Here is a 14,108-nt window from a genome sequence, read left to right as displayed (position 1 = left end):
TGTATACAGTCTTATAGGTCAAAATCATGTTCAAAAAAATAGCTCTTTTAATAATTCTACTTTATTAGGTTGTAACGCTTTCCAGAGTTACAACCTGTTATTTATTATGAATTAGTCAGCCAATAACTTCCCAAAATCAAACGCACTCACCGCCTTCTCCCGATTCGCATCCAGAAAATCCGCCCACCATTGCAACATCAGCTTGCGTTCATCCAGATGCTCCGCTTTGTGGATGTACGCCGCCCGTACCGAGTTACGTTCCATATGGCTCATCTGGCGCTCCACTGCATCCCTCGACCATAACCCCGATTCAATTAGCGAGCTACAGGCCATTGTCCTGAAGCCGTGACCGCAGACGTCAACCTTGGTGTCGTACCCCATTACCCGCAAGGCATTGTTCACCGTATTTTCACTCATGGGCTTACGCGGATCGTGATCGCCAATAAAGATCAGTTCATGGTTGCCGCTGAATTGCTGTATTTGCTTCAAAATAACTAACGCCTGTCGGGAAAGGGGCACTAAATGCGGAGTACGCATTTTTGAGCCACGATGAGAGTGCTTCACACCCTCTATCGGTTTTCTCTCAGGAGGGATAGTCCACATTGAGGTTTCAAAATCGATCTCCGACCAACGGGCAAAGCGCAGTTCGCTGGAGCGGATAAAGATCAATAACGTCAACTCTACCGCCAAACGCGTTAATGGCCTGCCGGTATAGCTATCGATGCGCTGAAGCAGCTCGGGAGTATGCTTTAATTCCAGTGCAGGACGATGCTGCCGATTACTTGATGCCACAGCGCCCGCCATTTCCTGCGCCGGGTTGTAGTCGATTAACCCGCTTTGTACCGCGTAGCGCATTATTGCGGTTGTGCGTTGTTGAAGTCGTGATGCCACTTCAAGACGGCCTGATTGTTCAACCACCTTAATAGGGGCTAACAGGTCTCGCGTTTTGAGTTCGGCAATGTTGCGTTTACCGATAGCAGAGAAGAGGTTATCTTCCAGGCTTTTCAGCACGCGGCGGCTATGCTCTTCCGACCACTTTTGATTGGTAGCGTGCCACTCTCGGGCTACAAACTCAAAAGTGAATACCGCCTTCGCCTGTTCTTCTTGTACCGCACGTTTTTGCTCACGCGGATCAATGCCCGCAGCAACCAACTTTCTGGCGTCTTCCCGCTTCTGTCTGGCATCCGCCAGTGAAACTTCGGGATAGACGCCAAACGCCATCAGGTGCTGTTTGCCACCGAAGCGAAAACGAAAGCGCCAGTATTTTGAGCCATTGGGATGAACTAGCAAAAACATGCCGTCGCCATCGACCAGCGAATACTCTTTTTCCTCGGGTTTAGCAGAACGTACCTTAGTATCTGTCAGGGCCATAATGGTTATCCTTCCATAATCCTGCTGTGAGTATATAAGCAATATCGAACCAGCATATATACTCGGTTCTATACTCACAAGCAGATTGATGTGGGTGGACTCAGATTGACTTCCGTTGACAGAAAATTCGGGTAAGGCCTTGTGTGGCGCGGATTTCAGGCATAAAAAAAGACGTCCGTAGACGTCTATTTACATACTGTTGGTGCCGAAGGCCGGACTCGAACCGGCACGTATTTCTACGGTTGATTTTGAATCAACTGCGTCTACCGATTTCGCCACTTCGGCACGAAGAGGTATGCGGAAAACGGGTGCATTATACCGTTTGCCGACCGGTGCGCAACTCTATTCCGCCCTGTGCCGGGTTAAGTGCTGAAAAAATCATCTTTGGCAAGGCGTTATCGCGCTTTCGGAGCGGGGACGCGCGTTTCTGCCGGATAGAAAAAGGCGCTGGGCGGGATTCCCGCTCAGCGCCTTTGCGTGCGTATTCGTTTCGGCCTAACGGCGTTTTAGCAGCAGCGCTACGCTGATTACCAGGAACACGGCGCTTGGCAGAATCGCGCCCAATATCGGGGGAATGCCGTATACCTGACTCAAATGCCGGAAGATTTCATTTAGCAGGTAGAACAGGAAACCGAAACTGATGCCGATGACGATACGTACCCCGGCGGGAACGCTGCGCAACGGGCCGAAGATGAAGGAGAGCGCCATCAGCATCATCACGGCGACGGATAGCGGCGCAAATATCTTGCTCCACATGCTCAGCACGTAGCGGCTGGGTTCCTGTCCGCTTAGCTTGAGGTAGTTGGCGTAGTCGTATAGTCCGCTGATGGAAAGGGCGGTCGGTTCGAGTGCCGCGACTCCGAGTTTGTCGGGGGTCAGGTTGGTTTTCCATTCGCCGCTCAGCGTCTGGCTGCCGCCAATCTGTTTTCCGTCGCGGAGGTCGGATTCATCAACCTGGGAAAGCCTCCACTGGTTATCCTCAAACAACGCGGATGCGGCATAGCGGACCGACAGCAGTTTGTTTTGATTATCGAAGTGGTAGATGTTGACCCCGGATAGTTCTTTGTCGTTCACCACCCGCTCGATAAAGATGAAATCATTGCCATCTTTGGCCCACAGACCATTCTGCGTGGAGATCATGGAGCCGCCGGAGATCATCTGCGAGCGGTAGTTGCGCGCCATCTGTTCGCCTCTTGGCGATACCCACTCGCCAATCGCCATGGTGAGCAGTACCAGCGGGATAGCGGTTTTCATCACGGCGGCCGCGATTTGTAAGCGGGTAAATCCCGCGGCCTGCATCACCACCAGTTCACTGCGGGTTGCCAGCGTCCCCAGACCCAGCAGCGCGCCAAGCAGCGCAGCCATCGGGAAGAAGGTTTCAATATCTTTCGGCACGCTGAGCAGCGTATAAAGTCCGGCCCCAAGCGCCGAATAGCTTCCTTGGCCGACTTTGCGCAGCTGATCGACAAATTTGATGATGCCGGAAAGCGATACCAGCATGAACAGCGTCGCCATGATGGTGGTAAAAATCGTTTTACCGATATAACGGTCTAGTACGCCAAACATCAGACCGCCTCCCTCAACGTCAGACGGGACCGAATTTTGCGCATTGGCACGGTATCCCAGAGATTCAACAGCACGGCAATGCCGAGATACAGCAGATTCGTCATCCATATCCATATCATGGGATCCAATTTCCCTTTGCTGGCGTTGGAGCGCAGCGAGCTTTGCAGCAGGAAGAAAATCAGATAGAGCAGCATCGCGGGCAGCATGCTCAGCACTCTGCCCTGGCGCGGATTGACGACGCTCAGCGGTACGACCATCAACGCCATGATCAACACGGAGACGATGAGCGTCAAACGCCAGTGAAACTCGGCTCGGGCGTCATGGCTATCTGAACGCCACAGCGTGGTCATATCCATCTGTTCCACGTCGCTGCTATCGAGCGTGACCGACTGATGGCCAATCACCGCCTGATAGTTGGTGAAGTCCGTGATGCGGAAATCACGCAGCAGCGCGGTGCCTTCATAGCGGGCGCCGTTGTCCAGCGTCACGATCTGGGTTCCATCGTCGTTCTGCGTGACGTGGCCGCGATCGGCGACGACGACCGAAGGCCGCGCGTTGCCTCTGGGCCTTAGCTGAGCCAGAAAAACGTGTTCAAATTCCGAGCCTTTGACGTTGCCGACAAACAGTACGGCATTGCCGCCCTGAGCGGACTGGAACTGGCCTTCCACCAGCGTTGCCATGCCGGGATTGGCTTTGGCTTCGGCCATCACCACTTCCTGATGGCGGGAAGACCAGGGGCTAAGCCATAATGCATTGGCCGCCGCCGCCGCCGCCGTCAGCACCCCTAGCGCCAGCGCCGCCTTAAGCAGTACGCTTTTGCCGAGACCGCAGGCATGCATCACCGTGATCTCGCTTTCCGCATATAGGCGGCCGAATGTCATGAGTAATCCGAGAAACAAACTTAACGGTAAAATGAGCTGCGCCATTTCAGGCACGCCCAATCCCAGCAGGGAAATAACCAGATTGGTCGGGATATCGCCATCAACGGCGGCGCCCAGTATCCGCACCAATTTCTGACAAAAGAAAATTAGTAACAGAATGAAAAGGATGGCCAGTTGGCTTTTAAATGTTTCCCGTACCAGATATCGAGTGATGATCACGCTTAATTACGCCTGTGAAAACTTGTCTTTTTGCAGGAAAGTCGATAGTTTCTTCGCTAACTCGCCATTTATACTCATTTGTGGCAACCTTCGTAGCTAAAACTGTATTACAACATACTGTGTTTGGGTTGTTTTATCAGAACCTGCTTATACTCATCTAAGCAGATTCATTACGTCGTTAAGATTAACACAGGTTATGTTAACGCAACGGCGGGAAAGTATTACGGAGTGTCACATTCTAGCCGTTGATCCCGTCTTTGTCTTTAAGATTCAGGAGAGTACATGGAGTTCAGCGTAAAAAGCGGTAGCCCGGAAAAACAACGCAGTGCATGCATTGTCGTCGGCGTGTTTGAACCGCGTCGCTTGTCCCCGATTGCCGAACAGCTTGATAAAATCAGCGACGGCTATATTAGCGCCTTGCTTCGCCGCGGTGAACTGGAAGGCAAAGTGGGGCAATCATTGCTATTGCATCATGTACCCAACATCCTTTCAGAGCGTATTTTACTGATTGGCTGCGGCAAAGAGCGGGAACTGGACGAACGTCAGTATAAGCAGGTCATTCAGAAAACCATCAACTCGTTAAATGAGACGGGGTCGATGGAAGCGGTCTGTTTTCTGACCGAATTGCACGTTAAAGGCCGTAATACTTACTGGAAAGTGCGCCAGGCGGTCGAAACGGCGAAAGAGTCGCTCTATACCTTTGATCAACTGAAAAGCAATAAAGTCGAGTTACGTCGTCCGCTGCGTAAAATGGTGTTTAATGTGCCGACGCGCCGCGAGCTGACCAGCGGAGAACGCGCCATTCAGCACGGCCTGGCGATCGCCGCCGGCATCAAAGCGGCGAAAGATCTGGGCAACATGCCGCCCAATATCTGTAATGCCGCCTATCTGGCTTCTCAGGCGCGCCAACTGGCCGATACCTACAGCCAGAACATCATCACCCGGGTGATTGGCGAACAGCAGATGAAAGAGCTGGGCATGAATGCCTATCTGGCGGTCGGCCAGGGTTCCCAGAATGAATCCCTGATGTCGGTTATCGAATACAAGGGCGATCCGTCGCCGGATGCCCGGCCGATAGTGTTGGTCGGTAAAGGCTTGACGTTTGATTCCGGCGGCGTGTCGATCAAGCCGGCCGACAGCATGGATGAAATGAAATACGATATGTGCGGCGCCGCCACGGTCTACGGTGTGATGCGCATGGCGGCGGAGCTGGCGCTGCCGCTGAATATTATCGGCGTACTGGCCGGCTGTGAAAACATGGTCGACGGGCGCTCTTATCGTCCCGGCGATGTGCTGACCACCATGTCGGGCCTGACGGTGGAAGTGCTGAACACCGACGCCGAAGGCCGTCTGGTGCTGTGTGATGCGCTGACCTATGTGGAGCGCTATGAGCCAGAGGTGGTGATTGATATCGCCACGTTGACCGGCGCCTGCGTGATCGCGCTGGGTCATCATATTACCGGGCTGATGTCGAACCATAATCCGTTGGCGCACGAACTGCTGGGCGCTTCCGAGCAGTCCGGCGATCGGGCATGGCGCTTGCCGTTAACGGATGAGTTCCAGGAACAGCTGGAATCCAACTTCGCCGATATGGCGAATATCGGCGGTCGTCCCGGCGGGGCGATCACCGCGGGTTGCTTCCTGTCCCGCTTTACGCGCAAATATAGCTGGGCGCACCTGGATATCGCCGGTACGGCCTGGCGATCAGGGAAAGCCAAGGGCGCGACGGGACGTCCGGTGGCGCTGCTGTCTCAGTTCCTGCTTAATCGCGCCGGGCTGAACGATGTAGAGTGATGGCAATCCGTCAGGCACGGCGAATCGTACCTGAACAAACGGGCCGGTGTTTCCGGCCCTTATCAATAGTGTAAACAATGAAAAACGCAACGTTCTATCTTCTCGAACATGACAGAAAAAGCGATGAGCTCAGCGCCTTTGAGGCGCTGGCATGCGATCTGGCGGCGGAACGTTGGCGCGCGGGAAAGCGCGTATTGATCGCCTGTGAGAATGAACAGCAGGCCATACGGCTGGATGAAGCGCTGTGGCAACGCGATCCCCATTCGTTCGTGCCGCATAATCTGGCCGGCGAGGGGCCGCGTCAGGGCGCGCCGGTCGAACTGGCATGGCCGGAGCGGCGGGGAAACGCCCCCCGGGAGCTGCTTATCAGCCTGCTGCCGTACTTCGCAGATTTTGCCACCGCTTTCCATGAAGTGATAGACTTTGTCCCTTACGAAGAATCCCTGAAACAGTTGGCGCGCGACCGCTATAAGGCCTATCGCAGCGTCGGCTTTCAATTGACTACGGCTAAGCCGCCAACTCACTGAATTTTGAGCATAATGGAAACGAAATATAACCCGCAAGATATCGAGCAGCCTCTTTACGAGCACTGGGAAGAGCAAGGCTATTTCAAGCCGAACGGCGATGCGAGCAAAGAAAGCTTCAGCATCATGATCCCGCCGCCCAACGTCACCGGCAGCTTGCATATGGGCCATGCTTTCCAGCAAACCATTATGGATACGCTGATTCGCTATCAGCGTATGCAGGGGAAAAACACCCTATGGCAGGCGGGTACCGACCACGCCGGTATCGCCACCCAGATGGTGGTGGAGCGTAAAATCGCGGCGGAAGAGGGCAAAACCCGCCACGACTACGGCCGGGAAGGCTTTATCAATAAAATCTGGCAGTGGAAAGCCGAATCCGGCGGCACCATTACCCGTCAGATGCGTCGTCTGGGCAATTCCGTGGACTGGGAACGCGAGCGCTTTACCATGGACGAAGGTCTGTCCAACGCGGTGAAAGAAGTGTTTGTTCGGCTGTATAAAGAAGACCTGATTTACCGCGGTAAGCGCCTGGTCAACTGGGATCCGAAACTGCGTACCGCCATTTCCGATCTGGAAGTGGAAAACCGCGAATCCAAAGGCTCCATGTGGCACCTGCGCTATCCGTTGGCCGACGGCGTTAAAACCGCTGACGGCAAAGATTATCTGGTGGTCGCCACCACCCGTCCTGAAACCGTGCTGGGCGATACCGGCGTGGCGGTAAACCCGGAAGACCCGCGCTATAAAGATCTGATTGGCAAAGACGTGATCCTGCCGTTGGTTAACCGCCGCATCAAGATCGTCGGCGACGAACATGCCGATATGGAAAAAGGCACCGGCTGCGTGAAGATCACGCCGGCGCATGATTTCAACGACTACGAAGTCGGCAAGCGTCATCAGTTGCCGATGATCAACATTCTGACCTTCGACGGCGATATCCGCCAGGAAGCCGAAGTCTTTGATACCAATGGCGAAGCCAGTACCGCCTACAGCGGCGATATCCCCACCCAGTTCCGCGGCCTTGAGCGTTTCGCCGCTCGTAAAGCGGTGGTCGCGGCGTTTGATGAACTGGGGCTGCTGGAAGAGATCAAAGCACATGATTTGACCGTTCCCTACGGCGATCGCGGCGGCGTGGTGATTGAACCGATGCTGACCGACCAATGGTATGTGCGTACCGCGCCGCTGGCAAAAGTGGCCATTGAAGCGGTGGAGCAGGGTGAAATTCAGTTCGTACCGAAGCAGTACGAAAATATGTACTTCAGTTGGATGCGCGATATTCAGGACTGGTGTATCTCTCGCCAACTGTGGTGGGGACACCGTATTCCGGCCTGGTATGACGCCGAAGGTAAGGTTTACGTCGGCCATGACGAAGCGGAAGTGCGCCGCGAAAATAACCTGTCTGACGACGTAGCGCTGAATCAGGATGAAGACGTGCTGGACACCTGGTTCTCTTCCGGTCTGTGGACCTTCTCCACGCTGGGCTGGCCGGAACAGACGCCGGAGCTGAAAGCGTTCCATCCCAGCAGCGTGATGGTCAGCGGCTTCGATATTATCTTCTTCTGGATTGCCCGCATGATCATGCTGACCATGCACTTCATCAAAGATGAAGACGGCAAACCGCAGGTGCCGTTCCATACCGTTTATATGACGGGCCTGATCCGTGATGAAGAAGGCCAGAAGATGTCGAAATCCAAAGGGAACGTGATTGACCCGTTGGATATGGTGGATGGCATTTCGCTCGAAGCGCTGCTGGAAAAACGTACCGGCAACATGATGCAGCCGCAACTGGCGGAAAAAATTCGCAAGCGTACCGAGAAGCAGTTCCCGAACGGCATCGAGCCGCACGGCACCGATGCGCTGCGCTTTACCCTGGCGGCGCTGGCTTCCACCGGGCGCGATATCAACTGGGATATGAAGCGTCTGGAAGGTTATCGCAACTTCTGCAACAAGCTGTGGAACGCCAGCCGTTTTGTGCTGATGAACACCGAAGAGCAGGATTGCGGCTTCAACGGCGGAGATAAAGTGCTGTCGCTGGCCGATCGCTGGATCCTGGCGGAATTTAACCGCACGGTTAAAGCGTATCGTGAAGCGCTGGATAGCTATCGTTTCGATATCGCCGCCAATATTCTGTATGAGTTTACCTGGAATCAGTTCTGCGACTGGTATCTGGAACTGGCTAAGCCGGTGATGAACGGCGGAACGGAAGCGGAATTACGCGGTACGCGTCATACGCTGGTGAACGTATTGGAAGCGCTGCTGCGCCTTGCGCATCCGATCATCCCGTTCATCACCGAAACCATCTGGCAGCGGGTTAAAGCGCTGAAAGGCATTAGCGCCGATACGATCATGTTGCAGCCTTTCCCTGAGTTTGATGCTGCGCAGGAAGATACGCAGGCGTTGGACGATCTGGAGTGGATCAAGCAGGCGATTATCGCGGTGCGCAACATCCGTGCGGAAATGAATATCGCGCCGGGCAAACCGCTGGAATTGCTGTTGCGTGACGCCGACGCCGAGGCGACGCGCCGGGTGGAAGAGAACCGCGGTTTTATTCAGACGCTGGCTCGTCTGGAGAGCATTACGCTGCTGCCGGCGGGGGATAAAGGCCCGGTTTCCGTTACCAAACTGGTGGGCGGCGCCGAACTGTTGATCCCGATGGCGGGTTTGATTGACAAAACCGCGGAGCTGGATCGTCTGGCGAAGGAAGTGGCCAAGATTGAAGCGGAAATCGGCCGCATCGAAAACAAGCTGTCCAACGAAGGCTTTGTGGCTCGCGCCCCGGAAGCGGTGGTGGCGAAAGAGCGTGAAAAACTGGATAGCTATGCGGCGGCCAAAGCGAAATTGCTGGAGCAACAGGCCACCATCGCCGCGCTGTAGTTTGTATTGATTCACGTTTGTATTGGGCAACGCTGATATCGGTTGCCCTTTTTCTTACGGATATCAGCCAACACGCCCGATGTATCTTCATCGGGCGTGGCTTTCAATAGACCGTCTCTTCCGGCAATCACCCTGTATACACGCCAAATAATTTCGGCAGCCATAGCGAAATGGCGGGAATATAGGTCACCAGCATCAGCACCGCGAACAGCCCGCAATAAAACGGCAGCATAGCTTTAACCACCTGTTCGATTTTCTGTTTACTGACCGCGCTGGCGACGAATAACACCGAGCCCACCGGCGGGGTAATCAAGCCAATCCCCAGATTAACCAGCATGATCATGCCGAAGTGGACGGGATCGATCCCCAGGGAGAGCGCCACGGGCAGCAGCACGGGCGTCAGGATCAAAATCAGCGGCGCCATATCCATCAGCGTGCCAATCAGCAGCAGCATGATGTTAATCCACATCAGGATGACGTATTTATTATCAGAAATGGAGGTGAAGAAGTCAGTGATCCGGCTTGGGAGCTGCATATAGGTCATGATGGCGCCGAATGCCGCCGCGAAGCCGATCAGGATCATCACGATAGTGACCGTTTTCACCGTGCGATACATCAACTTGGGAAACTCGGACCACTTGTAGTCCCGATAGATAAACATGGTGACGAAGAAAGACCATAGACAGGCGATGGCGGCAGACTCGGTTGCGGTGAAAATACCGGAAAGGATCCCCCCCATAATGATGACGACCGTCATCAGTCCCCATAGCGTATCCACAAAAATTTTCAGCGCCTGACGAAAAGGAACGCGTTCGCCCTTGGGATAACCGCGCTTATGGGCAAACCCCACGCACATGACCATCATCGTCAGGCTCAGCAGCAAGCCGGGCATGATCCCGGCGATAAACAGCGAGGCGATGGACACCGTTCCGCCGGTTGCCAGCGAATAGATAACCGAGTTATGGCTGGGGGGCGTTAGAATCGCCTGAACGGAACCGCTGGCGGTTACCGCGGCGGAAAAGTCGCGCGGATAGCCCTTTTTCTCCATTTCCGGGATCATGACGGAGCCGATCGAGGCGGTATCTGCCACCGAAGAGCCGGATATCGCGCCGAAAAATGTTGAGGCGACAATGTTGACCAGCGATAGGCCGCCGCGGATAAATCCGACGAAAATATAGGCGAAGCTGACCAAACGGCGGGCGATGCCGCCTTCAGCCATGATGGCTCCCGCCAGAATAAAAAAGGGGATCGCCAGCAGAGAGAATTTATTCACGCCGTTGGTAATCTGGATCATCACCGCTTCGAGCGGCAAATCTATCCAGAAAGCGCCGACGATGGCGCTTAGCCCTACGGCATAGGCGACCGGAACGCCGACGGCCAATAATACCGCCAGCGCCGCCACTAATATGAATGCATCCATTATGGGCTCCGAATTAAGAGCTGCCGAGCATCACCACAGGGCGTTTATCCTGGGGACCAAAGCAAACTCTTTCGATAATAAAGAGGAGGGTGATCAGCGAGCCGATGGGCAAAGGTAAATAACTTTCACCGGCGGAAAGTAAAGGAAACTCCGCTACCGGTTGTTCCCATAGCTCCATGCATAACAGGGTGCTGTAGTAAAGAATGAAGACGCTGATTAACAGCATCAGCATATTGGCCAAATGTAGACAGACTCGCTTTCCTGAGTCAGGCAAGCGGTCGGTCAGCATACTGACGGCAATGTGCGAACAGGAGCGGTAACTGACGGCAGCGCCGACGAAAGTGAATGTCACCATGCAAATAATGGATATTGGCTCAGGCCAGGATAACGCGGCATTAAGCACATAGCGTGCGAAAATGCCTACGGGAATAAGCAGCGTCATCAATAATAACGCCAGGCCGGAAACCCACATGGCAATAAGATAGAGAATATCCATGATGGAGATATACTTACGGGCCATATTTTCACCTGTTTACCATCGGTAATAACGGGTAAATAATTTTTATTATTTACCCGCGTAATAACCGTATTATTTAACGTCGGCAATGGATTGAATCAGATCCTGATATTTGGCTCCGAACTGATCGCGTACGGGTTGCGTTGCTTTGAAATAATAATCATTGTCTATTTCATAGAACTGAACGCCGCCGGCTTTCATTTTATCCAGGGATTGTTGCGTATATTCCTGCCATAATATGCGCTGTTCCTGCTGCGCTTCTTTAGCCAGTGTTAAAATAATATTTTGATCTTCTTTAGAAAGTTTATCCCATTTGGTTTTGGAATAAAGAAACAGCTCCGGGATGATAAAGTGGCGGCTCCAGGTAAAGTTTTTGGCGACCGGCATATAGTTATGCGCAATATAGGTCGGCGGGTTGTTCTCCGTACCGTCAATTACGCCGGTTTGCATACCGCTGAAGACTTCACTGGTTCCCATGGCGATGGCGTTGACGCCCATGGCCTTTAAGGTTGCCAGGGCAACCTGGCTGGCCTGTACGCGGATCTTCATTCCCTTGAGATCTTCCGGTTTTACTACTGGCTCTTTGGTTATCAGATTACGGGTGCCTGCATCCATCCACCCCAGGAAAACTAATCTCGACTTACTGTTATTGGTAATTTTATGCCTGATCTCTTCGCCGATTCGGCCGTCAAGCACTTTGTGCATATGATCTTCATCGCGGAAAATATAGGGCAGGGTGAATACCTCTATCTCTGGCAATATTGCCGCAACCGGCGTCATAGAGACGCGGATCATATCAATAGCGCCCAACTGCGCCTGTTCTATCATCTGTTTCTCATCGCCGAGCACTCCGCCGGGAAACGTTTTTATTTCCAGTCTTCCATTTGTGGCGGCTTTCAGTTTTTCCCCCATTTTTTGTACGGCAACGACATTGGGGTAACCTTCGGGATGAACGTCTGAGGCTTTTATCTGTTGCGCTTGTATTGTCTGGCTCGTAAATAATAGTGAGGCAGAACCCAGAAAAAGGCTGATCAATATTTTTGACAGCTTCATTGAGTTATCTCCAGAAGTGGTGGGTAGAGTGGTATTTAATGGTGTAACTGATTATTTTTATTAAAATTAGATCCGGAAAGACGAGGAGCTAATAGCGAAAGACGAGAGGGTTGCCGTTATAGGCTATTATCTTTGCTGAAGTCCCTCTTAATTCTCAGGGATAAGCTAACCTATTATACAACTTTTAAGAATGACTCATATCACAAAAGCAATACATGATGTGAAATGCCGTTTTATTTATATAATTACAAACTTCAAGAAAATAAAATAATCATAATACTTTGTTTTTATTGGTTTTAATCTATATTTACCTTTCTGATGTTGTCAGATCACTTTAGCGAATATGTCTAAAAATGGTGTGATAACTTAATGTTGATCACATAACGGAAAACCGCAGCGGTAGTATTCTTTTGAAGGTATAGCTAGCAGCATACGGGGCGAGTTACTCGCCATACTTCAAGCGGTCTATTGGCTTTGTTATTCGGTCTATCCATGGGCTTCGTCCCGCTGCGTCGCCGCCTTTCTGCAACTCGAATTATTTAGCGTATAGGATCATGAATAATGTGGTTATTACATGATGAAATATAAGTCTTTATTCCATCATCTCCTCTATCTGACGGCCGCTTATACCTTTTGTTAATTTCGTTCTGATACGAATGTCGTTGTAGATCATGCGATACCGCAGGGAAATGACTTTGTGCATATAAATAATAATGAGAACGACTATCAATTAATTCAGGGTTTGGTATCATTTCAGGCTGACTTATTGTGTCATTGTGATGGATTAACGGTGGAGGCACAGCGTGAATACGGCTGTCAGTAACATTACCCAACAGGTATCATCAACCTGGCAAAAAAAACGTGGCGCATTTAGCGTATTTTCCCGTAGGGCGTTGGTTATCCTGCTTGTGACGGCGGGACTAAGTGGAAATGCGCTGGCAGCGCTTGCGACGACGCCTTTATCCGGTGAAAATACCAGTGATGCTGCGACATCGACATCTGCCGCTCCGACTTCTCCCGCGGGCGATGCTGCGGCATCGGCTGCGCCCGGCTCTCCTGCTATTGGTTCTGACGCTTCCGCCGCGGCGCCAATGCCGGTGGCGCCGGAAGCGTCGGCTCCCGGCTCGTCGCTTTCTTTACCGCCCAATGCGGCGCCAGGCATGGATAACCTGATGAGAACGGACCTGTCCTTCTGGGGCATGTACCAGCATGCGGATATCGTGGTGAAAGCCGTTATGATCGGTCTGCTGCTGGCTTCTGTGATTACCTGGGCGATTTTCTTCAGCAAGAGCGTGGAGCTGTCTGGCGCCAAACGCCGTCTGCGTCGTGAGTATCAGTCGCTGGAACAAGCAAAAACCCTGGATGACGCCGTGGATTCGGCCAGCGCGTTTAAGACCGGCAGCGTGGCGCAACAGCTGTTGGCTGATGCGCAGAATGAACTATCACTGTCCGCCCTTTCGGATAATGACGAAGGGATTAAAGAGCGCGCCGCGTTTCGTTTGGAACGCCGGGTCGCCGCGACCAGCCGCTTCATGGGACGCGGGAATGGTTATTTGGCCACGGTGGGGGCGGTTGCGCCGTTCATCGGATTATTCGGCACCGTATGGGGCATCATGAATAGTTTTATCGGTATCGCGCAAACGCAGACCACCAACCTGGCGGTTGTCGCTCCCGGCATTGCAGAAGCGTTGCTGGCGACGGCGATTGGTCTGGTCGCCGCAATCCCGGCGGTGGTGATTTATAACGTATTCGCCCGCTGGATTGCCGGATATAAAGCTCTGGTCGGCGATGTCGCCGCGCAGATATTGCTGTTATTGAGCCGCGACCTGGATGTCGCCGCCAGCAACAACGAAAGAAACACTTCATCGGCGCAGAAATTGCGGGTGGGCTAA

Annotated in this window: 10 protein-coding genes and 1 tRNA gene; 4 read left to right on the top strand and 7 right to left on the bottom strand. The window is 52.9% G+C overall.

Annotation, left to right across the window (positions count from 1 at the left end):
• Positions 1 to 111: 111 nt before the first annotated feature.
• The 4 genes from HC231_RS21460 to lptF form a co-directional block, all read right to left on the bottom strand.
• On the bottom strand, positions 112 to 1,371 hold the full coding sequence (locus HC231_RS21460; RefSeq protein WP_208228693.1) for a tyrosine-type recombinase/integrase: 1,260 nt from the start codon (positions 1,369 to 1,371) through the stop codon (positions 112 to 114).
• A gap of 200 nt (positions 1,372 to 1,571) precedes the next feature.
• A tRNA-Leu gene (locus HC231_RS21455) sits at positions 1,572 to 1,656 on the bottom strand.
• 210 nt (positions 1,657 to 1,866) lie between these two features.
• Positions 1,867 to 2,937 (bottom strand): LPS export ABC transporter permease LptG, encoded by a 1,071-nt coding sequence (gene lptG / locus HC231_RS21450; protein WP_208228692.1) that lies wholly within the window; start codon positions 2,935 to 2,937, stop codon positions 1,867 to 1,869.
• Entirely contained in the window at positions 2,937 to 4,037 is a 1,101-nt protein-coding gene (lptF, locus tag HC231_RS21445) for an LPS export ABC transporter permease LptF (RefSeq protein WP_208228691.1), read from the bottom strand. The genes lptG and lptF overlap by 1 nt, the downstream gene beginning before the upstream one ends.
• Positions 4,038 to 4,319: 282 nt before the next feature.
• Here lptF and pepA point away from each other — a divergent pair, with 282 nt between their 5' ends.
• The 3 genes from pepA (at position 4,320) to HC231_RS21430 (ending at position 9,226) form a co-directional block, all read left to right on the top strand.
• Positions 4,320 to 5,831 (top strand): leucyl aminopeptidase, encoded by a 1,512-nt coding sequence (gene pepA / locus HC231_RS21440; protein WP_208228690.1) that lies wholly within the window; start codon positions 4,320 to 4,322, stop codon positions 5,829 to 5,831.
• 77 nt (positions 5,832 to 5,908) lie between these two features.
• Positions 5,909 to 6,358 carry a DNA polymerase III subunit chi gene (locus HC231_RS21435; RefSeq protein WP_208228689.1) on the top strand — a complete coding sequence of 150 codons (450 nt, stop codon included), beginning with the start codon at positions 5,909 to 5,911 and terminating at the stop codon, positions 6,356 to 6,358.
• A gap of 12 nt (positions 6,359 to 6,370) precedes the next feature.
• A complete protein-coding gene (locus tag HC231_RS21430) occupies positions 6,371 to 9,226 on the top strand; it encodes a valine--tRNA ligase (protein ID WP_208228688.1) in 2,856 nt (951 codons plus the stop codon).
• A gap of 127 nt (positions 9,227 to 9,353) precedes the next feature.
• Here the strand turns inward: HC231_RS21430 and HC231_RS21425 are convergent, their stop codons facing one another.
• The 3 genes from HC231_RS21425 to HC231_RS21415 form a co-directional block, all read right to left on the bottom strand.
• Positions 9,354 to 10,646: a TRAP transporter large permease gene (locus tag HC231_RS21425; protein WP_208228687.1), complete on the bottom strand. Its 1,293-nt coding sequence runs from the start codon at positions 10,644 to 10,646 to the stop codon at positions 9,354 to 9,356.
• Positions 10,647 to 10,659: 13 nt separating this feature from the next.
• Positions 10,660 to 11,166: a TRAP transporter small permease gene (locus HC231_RS21420; protein WP_208228686.1), complete on the bottom strand. Its 507-nt coding sequence runs from the start codon at positions 11,164 to 11,166 to the stop codon at positions 10,660 to 10,662.
• A gap of 69 nt (positions 11,167 to 11,235) precedes the next feature.
• Positions 11,236 to 12,216 (bottom strand): TRAP transporter substrate-binding protein, encoded by a 981-nt coding sequence (locus tag HC231_RS21415; RefSeq protein ID WP_208228685.1) that lies wholly within the window; start codon positions 12,214 to 12,216, stop codon positions 11,236 to 11,238.
• A 1,160-nt stretch (positions 12,217 to 13,376) separates the two neighbouring features.
• On the opposite strand from HC231_RS21415, the gene exbB reads away from it, so the two are divergent.
• Positions 13,377 to 14,108 carry a tol-pal system-associated acyl-CoA thioesterase gene (exbB, locus tag HC231_RS21410; RefSeq protein ID WP_208231463.1) on the top strand — a complete coding sequence of 244 codons (732 nt, stop codon included), beginning with the start codon at positions 13,377 to 13,379 and terminating at the stop codon, positions 14,106 to 14,108.

This window comes from Brenneria izadpanahii, from assembly GCF_017569925.1.
GTDB lineage: Bacteria > Pseudomonadota > Gammaproteobacteria > Enterobacterales > Enterobacteriaceae > Brenneria > Brenneria izadpanahii.
This window is presented reverse-complemented; position numbering and strand designations above follow the sequence as displayed.

Bases quoted from the DNA above. Each gene is read 5' to 3' on its own strand.
- lptG (WP_208228692.1), bottom strand. From the start codon at position 2,937: ATGTTTGGCGTACTAGACCGTTATATCGGTAAAACGATTTTTACCACC.
- pepA (WP_208228690.1), top strand. From the start codon at position 4,320: ATGGAGTTCAGCGTAAAAAGCGGTAGCCCGGAAAAACAACGCAGTGCA.
- HC231_RS21460 (WP_208228693.1), bottom strand. From the start codon at position 1,371: ATGGCCCTGACAGATACTAAGGTACGTTCTGCTAAACCCGAGGAAAAA.
- HC231_RS21425 (WP_208228687.1), bottom strand. From the start codon at position 10,646: ATGGATGCATTCATATTAGTGGCGGCGCTGGCGGTATTATTGGCCGTC.
- HC231_RS21430 (WP_208228688.1), top strand. From the start codon at position 6,371: ATGGAAACGAAATATAACCCGCAAGATATCGAGCAGCCTCTTTACGAG.
- HC231_RS21435 (WP_208228689.1), top strand. From the start codon at position 5,909: ATGAAAAACGCAACGTTCTATCTTCTCGAACATGACAGAAAAAGCGAT.
- HC231_RS21415 (WP_208228685.1), bottom strand. From the start codon at position 12,216: ATGAAGCTGTCAAAAATATTGATCAGCCTTTTTCTGGGTTCTGCCTCA.
- HC231_RS21420 (WP_208228686.1), bottom strand. From the start codon at position 11,166: ATGGCCCGTAAGTATATCTCCATCATGGATATTCTCTATCTTATTGCC.
- exbB (WP_208231463.1), top strand. From the start codon at position 13,377: ATGGATAACCTGATGAGAACGGACCTGTCCTTCTGGGGCATGTACCAG.